The sequence below is a fragment of the Paraburkholderia graminis C4D1M genome (genome assembly GCF_000172415.1).
GTDB lineage: Bacteria > Pseudomonadota > Gammaproteobacteria > Burkholderiales > Burkholderiaceae > Paraburkholderia > Paraburkholderia graminis.
The window spans coordinates 1-15,642 of the sequence record NZ_ABLD01000029.1 but is presented as its reverse complement, the minus strand read 5'-3'; the positions used below and the strand labels follow the sequence as shown (position 1 = coordinate 15,642).

Below are 15,642 nucleotides of genomic sequence, written 5' to 3'. Positions count from 1 at the left end.
CGGCGATCCACTTGCGTGAATCGCCGCCCCGTCCTCCCAGGACTTGCCGCTATGCCGTGCGCTGCGATGCGCGCAGGTTGGCTAGCGAGCTTATGCGCCCGTCAGCGTGTTCGACAACTCGATACTCGGTGTGCTCGTATTGCCGTTCTGCACGATCAGCAGATGAATCTGCCCCACCGCGAGCTGGCTCAGCACACCGCCGATCGGCACCGACGTAATGAGCCAGTCGGCGTTGTTCGACAGCGTGAACGATTGCGACTGATAGATCGGCGTCTTGCTGCCCGCGGCCGTCGCGATCAGCACATACTGGCCGCCCGATACGTAGATCGAATCCTGGCCGCTTGCCGGCACGGCGTTCTTGAACGCGACGCCCGCCAGGGTCGGCGACACGGTGCTGATGTTGGTGTTGCCCGCCTGCACGAGATACAGGTCGAGATTCGGCGCGTTGCCCGATGCGTTGAAGCCGCGCACGCGCGCGCTATTCGACAGAAGGCCCTTGTCGAACGGATCGTCGATCAGGCCGATGTCCGCCGCCGCCGTGCCGGGCAACGCGAGCACCGTATATTCGTGGCCCTTCGAGACGTTCGGGAAATTGCCGCTTGCGAGCGCGGTCTTGGTGCCGGTCGCCGCATAAGCAACATTCGTCGAACCCGTGTTGATGTTCGTGAAGTTCGTCACGCCCTTGTACGAGATATTCGTCTGTCCGGACGGCGCGTTGCCGTTGACGAGAAAGTCCACTGCCGGTCCGCTCGGGATCGCATGCACGAAATGGATTTGCGGGTTCGTCAGACCCAGCTCCTTGCCTACGTCGTCGGAGCCTCCGCCGCATGCACTCAGCACGGATGCAACGGCAATCATGGCCGCCATGGTTCGAATCAGTTTCATTCTGTTCACCTATATCGATGTCGGGCTTCTGGCCCATTCATATGCGGGCGCACGCTCTGGACGCCGCCATCTGAAACCGTGTTCGGCAATGATTCGAACGGTCTCGTTTTGGCTGTCCTCGGCGAAGCACTCCCTCCTATCCCTGCACGCAACGCCCTGTTTTAAAGGCGCGGCGCGGTCCATGTCGATGGACGCACCCAATGAGCAATGGCTGTGCCGCGGTCATCGAATTGGCTTATCGCGGCGCGAGAATGTCTTACGGGGCAACATGCGGCGAGCATTAGAAGCTTTCCTCAGATGGTGAGCCCGAGCGCGCGGTGTATCGTTCGTGCGCACCCCATACTTACAACGGCAGCCTGTATGTCTTACCAACGCTTACTCGCGGAACTCGACCTCGGCTTTACCCGCTTGCGCAATCGCGTCGTGATGGGGTCCATGCATACGGGCATGGAAGATCGCTTCTGGAATTATCCGAAGCTGGCCGAGTACTTCCGCGAGCGCGCGAAGGGCGGCGTCGGCCTCATCATCACCGGCGGCATCTCGCCGAATCGCGAAGGATGGCTGCTGCCTTTCGGCGGCACGCTGAACTCGGTATTCGATCTGCGCAATCATCGGCGGCTTACGCAAGCGGTTCACGAAGAAGGCGGCAAGATCGCGCTGCAGATCCTGCACGCAGGACGTTATGGGTATCAGCCGTTCGTTGTGTCCGCATCGGCATTGAAGTCGCCTATTTCGAAGTTCAAGCCGCGCGCGCTCAGCATCGCCGGCATTCAGAAGACCGTGCGCGATTACGCGCGCGGCTCGCCCAGCGCGCGGGCTATGACGGCATCGAGATCATGGGCAGCGAAGGCTATCTGCTCAACCAGTTCCTCTGCCCGCGCACCAACCGGCGCACGGACCGTTACGGCGGCAGCATCGAAAACCGCATGCGCCTCGCGTGCGAGATCGTTGAGCGGGTGCGCGAGACGTGCGGCGAGCGCTTCATTGTCGTCTATCGGCTTTCGCTGATCGACCTCGTCGAAGGCGGCAATACATGGGATGAAACCGTGCAGGTCGCACGCGCGCTGGAAGCGGCCGGCGTGACGATATTCAACACAGGAATCGGCTGGCATGAGGCGCGGGTGCCGACCATCGTCACCTCGGTGCCGCGTGCCGCGTTTGCCGCGTTGAGCGCGCGGCTGAAGGCTGCCGTGACAGTCCCGGTGATCGTCTCGAACCGCATCAACACGCCCGACGTCGGGGAAGCCTTGCTCGCCGACGGCGCGGGCGATCTGGTTTCGATGGCAAGACCGCTGCTCGCCGATCCCGAGTTCGTGCTGAAAACCGCCGAGGGACGCACGCACGAAATCAACACCTGTATCGCGTGCAATCAGGCCTGTCTCGATCATACGTTCAGGAATCAGCGCGCGACCTGCCTCGTCAATCCGCGCGCCGGTCGCGAAACCGAACTCGTGTACCGGCCGCTCGCGGGTTCGCAGAAAGTGCGCTCCGTTGCGGTGGTCGGCGCCGGGCCGGCGGGATTGTCGGCGGCGACGGTGGCGGCGTCGCGCGGGCATCGCGTGACGCTGTTCGATGCGGCCGCAACCATCGGCGGTCAGTTCAATCTCGCGATGCGCGTGCCGGGCAAGGAAGAGTTCAGCGAGACGATCCGTTATTTCCAGAGCCAGCTCGAGCGGCATCGCGTCGATGTGCGGCTCGGCACGCGCGTCGACGCCGCGCTGCTCGCCGCGGGCGCTTACGACGACATCGTGATCGCGACCGGCATCGTGCCGCGGCGGCCGGCGATCGCGGGCATCGACGCGCCCAATGTTCTGTCGTATGTCGACGTGCTGCGCGGTGCGCCGGTGGGCGGGCGCGTCGCCGTGATCGGCGCGGGCGGCATCGGCTTCGACGTCAGCGAGTTTTTGCTGCATCGCGCGGACGAACCGCTGCCGCTGCCGCGCGACGCGTGGCTCGACGAATGGGGCGTCGATCTGTCCGTCAGCGAACCCGGCGGCCTGAAGCCGCCCGCGCCCGCGCGTCCGCCGCGGCAGATCTGGTTATTGCAGCGCAAGGCGGGCAAGCTCGGTGCGGGGCTCGGCAAGACCTCGGGCTGGGTGCATCGCGCGACGCTCGCGAGAAACGGCGTGAAGATGCTGGACGGCGTGTCGTATCTGGAAGCCGGCGCACGTGGTTTGAAGATCGCGCGCGGCGGCGTCGAGCAATGGCTGGAGGTCGACCATATCGTCGTATGTGCAGGGCAGGAATCGCTGCGCGATTTGCATCCAACGGAGTCCGCGCGTGGAAAATCGGCGGATGCGGGCGGTCCGCGTTTTCATGTGATTGGCGGAGCGGCGCTCGCGACCGAACTCGATGCGAAGCGCGCGATTCGCGAAGGCGCTGAACTGGCCGCGCGGCTTTAAAGCGCCAACGTGGCCCGCGTTGCGTGCGGGCCGCGCTCTCGTTCGTGCGCAGTCTCGCGCATCACGCGAGCGCTTTCTTTCGATAATCGAGCCAGAAAGACAAACCCACGCTGAGCAGAATCACGACGGTCGCGATGACCGTCGAATGCGTAACGGGCTCGCCGAGCAGCAACGCGCCGAGCGCGACCGCCACCACCGGATTCACATACATGCAACTGCTCGCGATGATCGGGCTCGTGTGCCGTATCAGGAAACCGTAGGCGACGTAGGCCGCCATCGTGCCGATCAGCATCAGGTAGATGAACGCCAGCACCGGCAGAAAATGCACTTCGAGCATGCGTTCGCCGGAGACCCACGCGACCATCGTCGACATCGCGCCGCCCAGGCCGATTTGCAGCGACGTCGATAGAAACAGGTCGGACGGCAGTTTGAGACGGCCGGCGAGATGCGCGCCGCCCGCCCAGAAGAGCGCGCCGCAGAGAATCGCGAGGCTGCCGCCCGCCGAGCCGGGCGTGTCGTCGCCGTGACTCAGAATCGCGATGCCGACGAGCCCGAGCCCCACTGCGAACCACTCGCCTCTGCCGATCTTGCGCCCCGCCACCGCCGCGATCACCGTCGCGAAGAGCGGCACGGTCGCGACCATCACCGCCGCCGTGCCGGTGCCGACCGTGCGCATGCCATACGCGAGCATGCCGCTCGACAGGCCGACGAGCATCGTGCCGACGAGCCCGGCATTGCGAATTTCGGCGGCGCTCGGCCACACCGGATTGCGGCGCGCCGCGAACGCGAATAGCCCGACGCCCGCGAACAGATTGCGCAGGCCGGACATCAGCAAAGGCGGGAACGAGCCGAGCGCGACGTGCACCGCGAGATAAGTCGAACCCCACACGAGATAGACGACGCCGAGCGCGAGCGCGATCTGTCCGTTGCGCGATTGCGGCAAACGGATCGGAAAACCACGAGAAAACCAGCCTGGAAGTTCCTGCGACATGTCGTCAACGCGCCGGCGCCGTTCGAGCTTCCCGCTGTGGGGACGGCGGACACCGCATCGGCGATGCGGTCAAACGGGCGAGGCTGGCGGACATGGTGGTGGAGCGAAAGACGATGGTTGGCTAACAGAGAGAGCCATACGGGAACCGCGGTGCCGGTCCGGTTGATCCGGTAGTTCCGGCCGATTCGCGGCTCGCGCGCCAAATGCACGGCGCGCATCGCATTATGCAGTAAGCGCCCACCGCGCCAGGCGAAAGAATCGTAACTTTTGGTGCACACGCAACAAAAAGCCGGGGCAGACGGCACCCCGGCTCTCAGTCTAAGAATCGCGCCGCGTATAGCGGCTATGCAGCGGGCATCGGCCCAGACACGCGCGTCGGCGCGTCAGCCCGCTGCCTGCGCTCAGTTGCTCATCGCGCCCGACGCCTCGTGCTTCATGCCCATCGCGTCGCCCTTTTTCATCTTGTCGTGCTTCATCGTGTCCTTTTTCATGTGGTCTTTCGACATCGAATCCTTGGACATCGTGTCATGCGACATCGCATCGTTGGACATGGCGCCGCTCGCCTGGGCGAACGCGGCGCCGCCGCTCATCAAAAGGGCGACGGCTGCTGCTGCGATTGCAATCTTTTTCATGGGATAACTCCGTTTGTAGTTGATGAATCGAACCGGCTGTAGCCGGCGTATTTCCGAAGCTTCTGCCGCCCGAGGTCGCGCACGCGCGCGGCGCATGCGGCGACCCGCGCGCGTCAGGAGCCTCCGAACCAGTTGTAGCCCTGATCGACCCAATAGCCGCCAGGATACGTGTTGGTGACGAACATCTCGACGATGTGCTTCGGATTCTTGTAGCCGAGCTTGGTCGGCATGCGCAGCTTCATCGGGAAGCCATATTTCGCGGGCAGGCGCTCGCCGTCGTAGGAAAACGTGAGCAGCGTCTGCGGATGCAGTGCGGTCGGCATGTCAATGCTTTCGTAGTAATCGTCCGCGCATTTGAAGCCGACGTACTTCGCGCTCGTATCCGCGCCGATGCGCCGCAGAAACTCGCCGAACGGCGTGCCGCCCCAGCGGCCGATCGCGCTCCACCCTTCCACGCAGATGTGCCGCGTGATCTGCTCGGCGTGCGGCAGCGCGTACAACTCGGGCAACGTCCACACGCGCTGACCCGTGACGAGTCCGCCGATCTTCAGCGTGTAGCCGGAGGCGTCGACCTGTGGCACTTCGTCGATGCCGTAGTACGCATTGAATGGAAACGGCCGCGTGATTTGCGCTTCGGTATACGTCGGCGCCAACTGCTTCGGATCGAACAGCGCGGCTTGCGCGCGATCGTTCAGGCGCGACACGGCCGTTAGAAACTTGTTGACGGAGTCGTCGTCGGTGAGCGAGCAGCCTGTGAGCAGCGACAATCCGCCGAGCGACAACAACTGCTTGCCGAACAGACGCCGCGACGGAATCGACAGCTCGCGTCTCGCATCAATGAGGATCGACTCGCGGTCCAGTTTGCCGGCGGCTTTTTCCGGCAGTTTGTCAGATGGCTTGTCCATGATTCGGTATCCGTAACATTTCGAACGTTGGGCTCAGCGGCCGCGCAACATCGCGAGCAGCGAACGCGGCACGAGCGCGACCATCGCGAGATGCACGACGATGAACGCGGCCATCAGCGCCATCGCGCAGAAATGGACGATGCGTGCGTTGTCGTAACCGCCCATCAGTTCGCGCAGCAGCGGAAACTGCACCGACTTCCAGATCGCGAGGCCCGACAGCACCAGCACGATCAGATCGACAACCACGAACAGGTAGGCCAATCTCTGCACCGCGTTGTAGACCCGCAAGTCGGCGTGCGAGAGCTTGCCCGTCAACGCGGCGATGAAATCGCGCCACACCGCGCGCGGCGAGATCGGGAAAAACTTGCGCATGAAGCGTCCGCTCGCGAGATTCATCGCGAGATAAATCAGGCCGTTGAAGACCAGCAACCACATCGCGGCGAAGTGCCATTGCAACGCGCCGCCAAGCCAGCCGCCGAGCGTGATTTCCGTCGGAAAACGAAACCACGCAAAGACCGGCGACGCGTCGTAAATGCGCCAGCCGGACAGCATCATCACGATCGCGGCGAGTGCGTTGAGCCAATGCGTGACGCGCACCCACAGCGGATGGATTGCGCCGCTCGCGGGCGTGGCAGGCGGCGCGTTGCCGCGAACGACGTGAGGCGTGGCCATGAGACTCTCCTGTGATTGGCGGCGTGCGTTGTGCGTTCAATGGCAGAGCGGTAGATCAGCCACTTGCAGCACGTCGCCCGTTGCAGCGTTTTCGACGAAGGCGACAACGCCGAATTTATCGACTGACGGATTGGCGTTTGCGCTCGCGTCCGCACTGTCGAGCCGTATATCGCGGCGAATCTGCAGCTTGCCGCCGACGAGCGGCACCGGCCCGATCCACTGCCGCACCACTCTCTCGTGATGCAAGGTTGCGCCGCGGTTTTCTCCCGCGCCGACCTGCGAGCTCAGCGCGTTTTCATAGACGGCGACATAGGCGTCGAGCCGTGCTGCGCTATCCGCAGTCCGGCTGTCGAAGCGGGCCGCGAGATCGAACGCGCCGCCTGGCTGCGGCTTCATGTCGAGCGCGATGTTCGCCTGCGCCGGCTCGGCGATCAGCTTGTCGACGCGGCTTTGGAAACTGTCCTGCTGCGACCACGTCCGCAACTCGCGTCCGCCGACGAACACTTCAGGCGTATAGATCGTGTGGCCGCCGGCAAGATCGGTAAGCGTCTGCTGACGCTCGGTGAAACGGTGCTGCGAGAAACGGTCCGTCCAACCGAGACCGTTCCAGTAGTCGACGTGCAACGCCAGCGGCACGACGCTTCGCGTGGCGCCGCTGTTCTTCCATTGACCGAGCCACGCGTCGGCGGGCGGACAGCTATTGCAGCCTTCGCTGCTGTAAAGCTCGACGAGCGCCACGCGATGAGCGGGACTGCGCGCGCTGCACATCGCACTCGCCGCGCTCACGAGGCCGCTCGCGCACAACAACGCGAGCGCGGCGACGAGTGCGACGGCTCGACTAAACGGCCGATGCGCCCGGCGTTTGATGACTGTTTGCATGACGTGCTCCGATCAGGATCTGCACGTTTGTCGAAGCGCGTCGCCGGTTATGACACCGCGCCGCAAATTTTTTTCGCCCGTTTGTTTTCTGTTGTTTGCGGCGGCGTCCACGCGTGCTTGCGCGATGTCGCCAACTTTCTACACTGCGACTTACAACAACGAAATGTCCGCCAAGGTCGCTGAAAGACGCCGTGCTAACATGCTTGTGTCGATCGCGCCGCTTTGCTGTGGTCTTCTCATGACTCTGTTTTCAAGCGGCGCGCCACCCACTTCATTCGATAACCGCCGGCCACTCATGCGCTTTCCGACTTCCCGTGCCTTCACCCGCTTGCGCCCTCGTGGCGCAACCGGCTGCGCGCGCGTGGAACTCGCGCCGCAAAGGGCCGGCGAACCGTCGCGAACGCTTCTGCCGGCAACGGTTCCGCTTCTCGCCGCCCGGCACCCCGACTGACGCAGCCTGCTCCTTGCCTGAAGCTGCGTCGTCCCTCAAGGGACTGTCGGAGCGCCGGGCCGATCCCATCCGCATGACCTATTCTCGTACAGAGATTGCAGATCGAATTGGAGTAGCCGCCGTGAAGACGACCAGAAGGACCAAGCAGTGTTACCTCACCGAACTCGACGTCGCGCGTCTTGAGAAGCACGCCGCCGCGCCCGGCGCGAACGCCCGTTTTCAGGAGATGCTCGACGACGTACTGGAGCGCGCCGTGATCGTGGACTCCCGCGAAATTCCGGCGAACGTGGTCACGATGAACTCGCAGGCCACGCTCGTCGACGAAAGCAGCGGCGAGCAGATGACGTGGACGGTCGTCTATCCGCCCGACGCCGACTTCGCTCATGGCCGCCTGAATGTTTTTTCGCCGGTGGGCCTCGCGCTGCTCGGCGCGAAGCGCGGCGAGCACATTCACTTCATGCCGCCGAGCGGCGCCGAAAAAGTGCTGAAGCTCGAGAAAATCCTGTATCAGCCGGAAGCTGCGGACGACTTCACGCGTTAAGCAACCCGTGCCGGTGCTGCGGCGCGTCATAGCGTGCTGCATTCCGCGTTCTGCGTTCTGCATGCCGCGTCACTACAAGCATAGTGCGTAAATCGCGCATGCAAGAGCGCAGCGATTCTCCGCCCGCAGCCGCCGAAGCAAACCACCGCGTGCTGCCCCGCATTAGCACTCACGCATCGCGCGCGGGTTGCCAAGCAGCGCCCGCCCGGTGTATCGTGTGCGCTGCTAACGCGGGGGTCCTGCGTTGCACGGAAGTCGGAGGTCCGTGCCACGTGGGTGAGAAATACCCTTTGAACCTGATCTGGATAATGCCAGCGCAGGGAAGCGTACGGATTTCGCAGCCAGTCTCTAGCCTCACCTCTCGCGAATTCCGACTACTTCCATCTCGTCTCCTGCTTAGCGGCCCCACATTGAATGGGACCGGAGCAAGGCGTCATTGCGCTTAACTCCGGCCGACACACGGAGAACATGCATGAACGCCAATCCGAAGTTCCTTTCCGCCGACGCCCACGTCGATGAAGCTGCCGTCGCGCCGCTGCCCAACTCACGCAAGGTCTACGTGACGGGCTCGCGTCCCGACATCCGCGTGCCGATGCGCGAGATCAGCCAGGCGGATACGCCCGACAGCTTCGGCGGCGAAAAGAATCCGCCGGTCTATGTCTACGATACGTCGGGCCCCTACTCCGATCCCGACGCGAAGATCGACATTCGCGCCGGCTTGCCCGCACTGCGTCAGCGCTGGATCGAGGAACGCGGCGACACGGAAGCGTTGACGGGTCTGTCGAGCGACTTCAGCCGCGAACGCGCGGCCGACACCGCTACCGCCGATCTGCGCTTCCAGGGCCTGCATCGCACGCCGCGCCGCGCGATCCCCGGCAAAAACGTTTCGCAGATGCACTACGCGCGTAAAGGCATCATCACGCCGGAGATGGAATACATCGCGATTCGCGAAAACCAGCGCCGCGCCGAATATCTGGAGAGCCTGAAGACGAGCGGCCCGAACGGCGAAAAGCTCGCCGCGATGATGGGCCGCCAGCATCCGGGCCAGGCGTTCGGTGCAAGCGCGTTCGGTCCGAATGGCGTCACCGAAATCACGCCTGAATTCGTGCGCGAGGAAGTGGCGCGCGGCCGCGCGATCATCCCGAACAACATCAATCACCCGGAAAGCGAGCCGATGATCATCGGTCGTAACTTCCTCGTGAAGGTGAATGCGAACATCGGCAACTCGGCGGTGACGTCTTCGATCGGCGAGGAAGTCGACAAGATGACGTGGGCGATCCGCTGGGGCGGCGACACGGTGATGGATCTGTCCACCGGCAAGCACATCCACGAAACGCGCGAGTGGATCATCCGCAATTCGCCGGTGCCGATCGGCACGGTGCCGATCTATCAGGCGCTCGAAAAGGTCAACGGCAAGGCCGAAGACCTGACGTGGGAAATCTTCCGCGACACGCTGATCGAGCAGGCTGAACAGGGCGTCGATTACTTCACGATTCACGCGGGCGTGCGTCTGCAATACGTGCCGCTGACGGCGAAGCGCATGACCGGCATCGTGTCGCGCGGCGGCTCGATCATGGCGAAGTGGTGCCTCGCGCATCACAAGGAAAGCTTCCTGTACGAGCATTTCGAAGACATTTGCGAAATCATGAAGGCGTATGACGTGGCCTTCTCGCTCGGCGACGGCCTGCGTCCCGGTTCCATTTACGACGCGAACGACGAAGCGCAGCTCGGCGAACTGAAGACGCTCGGCGAACTCACGCAGATCGCGTGGAAGCACGACGTGCAGACGATGATCGAAGGCCCCGGCCACGTGCCGATGCAGTTGATCAAGGAGAACATGGACCTGCAACTGGAATGGTGCGACGAAGCGCCGTTCTACACGCTCGGGCCGCTCACCACCGACATCGCGCCGGGTTACGACCACATTACGTCGGGCATCGGCGCGGCGATGATCGGCTGGTTCGGCACGGCCATGCTCTGCTACGTCACGCCGAAGGAACACCTCGGCTTGCCGAACAAGGACGACGTGAAGACCGGCATCATCACGTACAAGCTCGCCGCGCATGCCGCCGATCTGGCGAAGGGTCATCCGGGCGCGCAGGTGCGTGACAATGCGCTCTCGAAGGCGCGCTTCGAATTCCGTTGGGAAGACCAGTTCAACCTCGGCCTCGATCCGGACAAGGCGCGCGAATTCCACGACGAAACGCTGCCGAAAGATTCCGCGAAGGTCGCGCATTTCTGCTCGATGTGCGGCCCGCACTTCTGCTCGATGAAGATCACGCAGGACGTGCGCGAGTTCGCCGCGCAGCAAGGCGTCACCGACGACGAAGCGCTGAAGAAAGGCATGGAAGTGAAGTCGATAGAGTTCATGAAGAAAGGCGCTGAAATTTACCAGCGGCAGTGATGCGTTCGCGCATCGCGTGGGGCGCATGCCGTCGCCCACTCGATGCGCGCGCAACCTTTCGCCACGCAAAAGCCCGCGCTTGCGGGCTTTTTTTGGTGCTTAGGTCAGGCACACGCGATGCTGCAAACAGGGAAACATTTGATTACGAAACCGTCAGTCTGCTGACAACCGCATACATCTGGAAACCGGTTCCGGCGATAAGATCAAAGCGAACGAACAATAACGACAGGCGGTTTCGAATTACAACAGGGAGTCAACATCATGAGATCGATTCGTAAGATAGGTTCGCTTGCGATGATCGTCGCGGTTGTCGCAAGCCTTTCCGCGTGCGAGGGTATGACGACGCGGCAACGGGACACCGCGATCGGTGCGGGCGTCGGCGGCGCGGCGGGTGCCGTGATCGGCGGCAGCGCGCTGTCCACGCTGGGCGGCGCGGCGGTCGGCGGCGTGATCGGCAACCAGGTCGGCAAGTAATCGCCTCGTATGACCGGACAAAGCGGACCGGGCGCCATGCCCCGTCCGCTTTGCTCACAATCTATGCGGATGTGCCGCATCGAAACGGCGCTGGACGAGAGCCGCAACACGCGGCTGCAATGAGGCGAAATACGCCGTTACGGTTTTGCAAACCTCCTCGCGCGCCGTCGGCGTAAGCTCGTGCGATAACGTACCGACGACGGCGTCGGCCGCGTTGTTTGCAAACTGGAGCGCGCCATGAAGTCCCGCGTCATCGACACTTTTCATACTATTCGCATGCAGTTCGCGACGGTTGCGCCTCGCCGGCGCATCGGCCGCGGCCGGCTCGCGTTGAGCGGCGCTGCAAGCGCGTTGCTGCTGTCGGGCTGCTATTACCCGTACGGCTACTACCCTGGCTATTACGCGGGTTATCCGTCGTATTACGCGACCGTGCCAGCGAGCGCTGCCCAGCGCGAAGTGCCGCTCGGCACGACCGGCGACTCGCAGGGCGCGCAGTCCATGCAGCAGCAGTCGGCGCAGGCGCAATATGGCCAGCAGCCGCAGCCCGGCGCGGCCGCTTCGCCGCCCGCGTATGTGGTCGCGCAGCCGCCGGTGTACGTTGCGCCGGCTTATCCCGCCTACTATCCGCCGCCGGTCTATCCGGCCTGGTACGGCTACGGCTATCCGGGCTGGTATGGGCCGGCCGTGTCGATCGGCTTCGGCTGGTCGTGGGGCGGCGGCGGGCACGGTCATCATCACTGAGCTTTCGCTCCTCCCGTAGTTTCCCTTCTTGACGCGCGGGCCTCGGGCTCTATGCTTGGTTAAGCCTCACACAGTAAGCGTTTAAAAGCGAGCCGCCCGGCGCTTTCGTGCCCGGCGGCGCTCATCCGTCCTGCACCAGCGACGCGTCCCGTCATTGGCAATCTCGCGTCGATTTCGAACAACAACGAAGGAGACGTGATGTTTCATCAACTACTCACCCCCATCGGCGATTCGCTGCTCGCGTCGTTTCTCGTCGCGGCGTTGCCGATCATTGTCGTGCTGGTGCTGCTCGGCTGGGCGCGCCGGCCTGCGTGGCAGGCGTCGCTCGCCGGACTCGTCGTCGGTCTGATCGTCGCCATTGCCGGGTGGAAGTTTCCAGTGGGGCTCGCGCTCGACTCCGTCGCGGCGGGCGCCGTGTTCGCGTGCTGGCCGGTCATGTGGATCGTGTTCACCGCGATCCTGCTGTACAACATCGCGCAGCGCTCCGGCCGCTTCGCCGCCTTCCGCATGTGGATGATCGACAATCTGCCGAACGACCGGCGCGTCGTGCTCGTCGTGGTGGGCTTTTCGTTCGGCGCGCTGCTCGAGGGCATTTCGGGCTTCGGCACGCCGGTCGCGATCACCAGTTCGCTGCTGATCCTGCTCGGCTTTCCGACGCTCGAGGCGCTCACCTTCACGCTGATCTTCAACACCGCGCCGGTCGCATTCGGCGCGCTCGGCGTGCCGATTACGGTGCTCGGCGCGGTCACGCATCTGCCGGCCGATTTGCTCGCGAAAATGGTCGGTCGCCAGTTGCCGTTCTTCGCGCTGCTGCTGCCCTTCTATGTGATCGCCGTGTACGCCGGCTTTCGCAACATGCTGCGCATCTGGCCGGTGCTGCTGATCTCCGGCGCGAGCTTCGCGCTGACGCAGTTCGTCTCGTCGAACTACGTGAACTACAGTCTGACGGACGTGTTGTCGTCGATGGTCTCGCTGATCGTCACCATTGCATTCCTGCGCGTGTGGAAGCCGGCGGTCGACCCGGCGTTCGCGATCGACATCGACCGCGCCGGCGAAGTGCGCAGCAAGATCGGCGGCGGCCAGGGCTGGTATCCGTGGATCATCGTGTCCGTCGTGGTGATCGTCTGGACGGTGGCGAAAATCTTCCTGATCGGCGACGTGAAAATTCCCTGGCCGGGGCTCGACAAGGCCGTGTTCATCACGTTGTACAACACGCCGTACGGCGCGATCTGGGACTTCCAGCCGCTCGCGACCGGCACCGCGATTCTGGTGGCGGCGATCATTACGAGCCTCGTGGTCGGACTCGGCGCGCGCGAATTCGGCGCGGCCATCGCCGATACGTGGGTGCAGACGCGCATCGCGATTCTGACGGTCGCGACCATCGTCGGACTCGCGTATCTGATGAATTACTCGGGTCTCACATATACGCTCGGACTCGGCGTCGCGTCCGTCGGACCGTTCTTTCCGCTGGTGTCCGCATTCCTCGGCTGGGTTGCCGTGTTTCTGTCAGGCAGCGACACATCGGGCAACGCGCTGTTCGGCAATTTGCAGGTGGTCGCAGCGCATCAGTTGAACCTGAACCCGGTGCTGATGGCGGCGACCAATTCGTCCGGCGGCGTGATGGGCAAAATGATTTCGCCGCAAAACATTTCGACGGGCGTCGCGACCACGGAGTTGAAAGGCAAGGAAGGCGTGGTGTTCGCGAAGACCTTCAAGCACTCGATTCTGCTGACCGTGCTGCTCGGCATTCTGGTGTGGCTGCAGCAAAACGTGCTGCAAGGGATGATTCCGCATTGACGGTTGTTGGGCGGCTCTAGCGGTTGCTCGGCCGCCAGGCATGCTGCCGAAATTTTTCTCGTAGACGGGAGGCGCCGGTCGCACCGGCGCTTCACCTTCCTCCCTCGCCCGTGATCGTAATTTTTCTCACATCAGCGTGAGAATTGCTCGCTATGCGCGCCTCGCCGCGACGCTTACGATCACGTGTGTCAGACGTCCTCTCCCGATACTTGCCGTTTCATTCAGACGTGAAACGTTTCGGGTAATCGCGCTGTTACGATGCACAGGCGTCTCGACTCAACCGCGCGCGACGCCACCATAATGAATGCCAAAAACCTCTTCCAGTTGCTGATCCTCGCGGCCTTATGGGGCGCGTCATTCCTGTTTATCCGCGTCGGCGTGACCGACTTCGGCGTTGCTCCGTTGATGGCGCTGCGCGTCGGCATCGGCGCCGCGTTTCTTATCGTCGTGCTGCTCGCGCGACGTCCGCTGCAACAATCCGCGACGATCCTGCGCACGCGAGCTTTCCCGCTTCTCGTGGTGGGCATTCTGAATTCGGCCGCGCCGTTCTGCCTGTTCGCGTATGCGGAGTTGACGCTGTCCGCCGGCGTGACCTCGGTGATCAACGCGACGACGCCGCTGTGGGGCGGCCTCGTCGCCTTCGTCTGGCTGCGTGACCGGCTGACCGGACTGCGCACGCTCGGGCTCGCGATCGGTTTCCTCGGCGTGCTGATGCTCGTGTGGGATCAGATCGCCACGCCGAGCGGCTCGGCGGCGACGCCGCTGACCACCGCGCTCGCAGCGGGCGCCGCGCTCGGCGCAACGCTTCTGTACGGCATCGCGGCCAATTACACGAAACGCTACCTGACCGGCGTCGACGCGCTGACCGTCGCGGCCGGCACCATGACAGGCGCGACCATCGTGCTGTTGCCGCTCGCCGTGATCTACTGGCCGAGCGCGCCGGTCTCGCTGCACGCGTGGGGCGCGGTGATCGCGCTCGGCGTGGCGTGCACGGGCGTCGCCTACATGCTGTTCTTCCACCTGATCGCGGTCGCGGGACCGGCGCGGGCAATCACCGTCACGTTCGTGATTCCGATCTTCGGCATTTTGTGGGGCGCGTTGTTTCTCGGCGAAGGCGTGTCGGCCGGCATGCTCGAAGGCTGCGGCGTGATTCTGGTGGGCACGGCGTTGGCGACGGGCGTCATCAAGCGCTTGCCGTGGCTGGGGACGCGGCGCGCCGATACGTGAACGCGTTGTTGGGGTCGGTTGCGTGGGCCGGCGCAAAAAATAGCCCGCACTCCACCGGAGTGCGGGCAAAAACCGTCGCCCTACGAGGATAGGCGACGGGGCCACCGAGGCCCGCGCGTCGAGCGCGCGGCCGTCATCGGGCTCGGCATCGGCTTGACGGCCGATGCTCGATGGAATGAAAAGCGCTATTGAGAAGAGACTTCGCCTGGGTGAGGCCACGGGAATCCGGCCCCATGTACTTCTAAAGCAGCATGTATGCCAGTTGGGATTAAACGCGAGAGGTTGGCGGTAACTCGTTGAATTTGCGCTGCATTTTTCGTGGCGTGTGATGGCTTCGGCACGCTGCCGCAACGCGTCGGAGAGTTACGTCACCGGGGTAACGTCAGCGGAGTAACGTGACGTCGAATCGCGGGAGAGTGTTGGGATAGGCCACAGCCATAAAAAAACCCGTCCGGGACAAGAATGTCCCGGACGGGTTTTTTTCATACAGCTTGCCGCCGCTGCCGCGCAGCGGCGCGCTTGCCTCAGCGCAACTGATCGGCCATCAGCGTCAGGATCTGCTTTGCCTGCGGGCTTTCGTCGAGACCGCCCTTGTCGTCGACGACGGCCACGCGGGTCTGGTCCGGCGTCAGCGCGCGCAC

12 protein-coding genes, 1 pseudogene and 1 riboswitch are annotated in these 15,642 nt (G+C 63.5%); of the genes and pseudogenes, 7 read left to right on the top strand and 6 right to left on the bottom strand.

Features of this window, described 5'->3' with window-relative positions; genetic code table 11:
* Window positions 1-90: 90 nt before the first annotated feature.
* Window positions 91-885 (bottom strand): DUF4397 domain-containing protein, encoded by a 795-nt coding sequence (locus BGRAMDRAFT_RS28965; protein ID WP_006052451.1) that lies wholly within the window; start codon window positions 883-885, stop codon window positions 91-93.
* A gap of 360 nt (window positions 886-1,245) precedes the next feature.
* Here BGRAMDRAFT_RS28965 and BGRAMDRAFT_RS36255 point away from each other — a divergent pair.
* Window positions 1,246-3,287: pseudogene (locus BGRAMDRAFT_RS36255) on the top strand (2,4-dienoyl-CoA reductase FMN-binding domain-containing protein).
* Between the two features lie 61 nt (window positions 3,288-3,348).
* On the opposite strand, the gene BGRAMDRAFT_RS28955 reads toward BGRAMDRAFT_RS36255, so the two are convergent.
* The 5 genes from BGRAMDRAFT_RS28955 to BGRAMDRAFT_RS28935 form a co-directional block, all read right to left on the bottom strand.
* Window positions 3,349-4,278, bottom strand: coding sequence for an EamA family transporter (locus BGRAMDRAFT_RS28955; protein WP_006052449.1), 930 nt, complete (start codon window positions 4,276-4,278; stop codon window positions 3,349-3,351).
* A 401-nt stretch (window positions 4,279-4,679) separates the two neighbouring features.
* Entirely contained in the window at window positions 4,680-4,910 is a 231-nt protein-coding gene (locus BGRAMDRAFT_RS28950) for a pentapeptide MXKDX repeat protein (protein WP_006052448.1), read from the bottom strand.
* Window positions 4,911-5,023: 113 nt separating this feature from the next.
* Window positions 5,024-5,815 carry a molybdopterin-dependent oxidoreductase gene (locus tag BGRAMDRAFT_RS28945; protein ID WP_006052447.1) on the bottom strand — a complete coding sequence of 264 codons (792 nt, stop codon included), beginning with the start codon at window positions 5,813-5,815 and terminating at the stop codon, window positions 5,024-5,026.
* Window positions 5,816-5,848: 33 nt separating this feature from the next.
* Entirely contained in the window at window positions 5,849-6,487 is a 639-nt protein-coding gene (locus BGRAMDRAFT_RS28940) for a cytochrome b/b6 domain-containing protein (RefSeq protein ID WP_006052446.1), read from the bottom strand.
* Window positions 6,488-6,523: 36 nt separating this feature from the next.
* Window positions 6,524-7,366, bottom strand: a complete 843-nt coding sequence (locus BGRAMDRAFT_RS28935; RefSeq protein WP_006052445.1) for a DUF1223 domain-containing protein — start codon at window positions 7,364-7,366, stop codon at window positions 6,524-6,526.
* Between the two features lie 572 nt (window positions 7,367-7,938).
* On the opposite strand from BGRAMDRAFT_RS28935, the gene BGRAMDRAFT_RS28925 reads away from it, so the two are divergent.
* The 6 genes from BGRAMDRAFT_RS28925 to BGRAMDRAFT_RS28895 all read left to right on the top strand — a co-directional run bounded on the left by BGRAMDRAFT_RS28925 (window position 7,939) and on the right by BGRAMDRAFT_RS28895 (window position 15,001).
* On the top strand, window positions 7,939-8,358 hold the full coding sequence (locus BGRAMDRAFT_RS28925; protein ID WP_006052444.1) for a GreA/GreB family elongation factor: 420 nt from the start codon (window positions 7,939-7,941) through the stop codon (window positions 8,356-8,358).
* A 222-nt stretch (window positions 8,359-8,580) separates the two neighbouring features.
* Window positions 8,581-8,699: riboswitch (TPP riboswitch) on the top strand.
* Window positions 8,700-8,830: 131 nt separating this feature from the next.
* Window positions 8,831-10,762, top strand: a complete 1,932-nt coding sequence (thiC, locus tag BGRAMDRAFT_RS28920; RefSeq protein ID WP_006052443.1) for a phosphomethylpyrimidine synthase ThiC — start codon at window positions 8,831-8,833, stop codon at window positions 10,760-10,762.
* Between the two features lie 261 nt (window positions 10,763-11,023).
* Entirely contained in the window at window positions 11,024-11,236 is a 213-nt protein-coding gene (locus BGRAMDRAFT_RS28915) for a glycine zipper 2TM domain-containing protein (RefSeq protein WP_006052442.1), read from the top strand.
* Between the two features lie 237 nt (window positions 11,237-11,473).
* On the top strand, window positions 11,474-11,977 hold the full coding sequence (locus tag BGRAMDRAFT_RS28905) for a hypothetical protein (protein ID WP_006052441.1): 504 nt from the start codon (window positions 11,474-11,476) through the stop codon (window positions 11,975-11,977).
* 198 nt (window positions 11,978-12,175) lie between these two features.
* Window positions 12,176-13,774 carry an L-lactate permease gene (locus tag BGRAMDRAFT_RS28900; RefSeq protein WP_006052440.1) on the top strand — a complete coding sequence of 533 codons (1,599 nt, stop codon included), beginning with the start codon at window positions 12,176-12,178 and terminating at the stop codon, window positions 13,772-13,774.
* Between the two features lie 300 nt (window positions 13,775-14,074).
* Window positions 14,075-15,001, top strand: coding sequence for a DMT family transporter (locus BGRAMDRAFT_RS28895; RefSeq protein WP_035569836.1), 927 nt, complete (start codon window positions 14,075-14,077; stop codon window positions 14,999-15,001).
* Window positions 15,002-15,642: the final 641 nt, after the last annotated feature.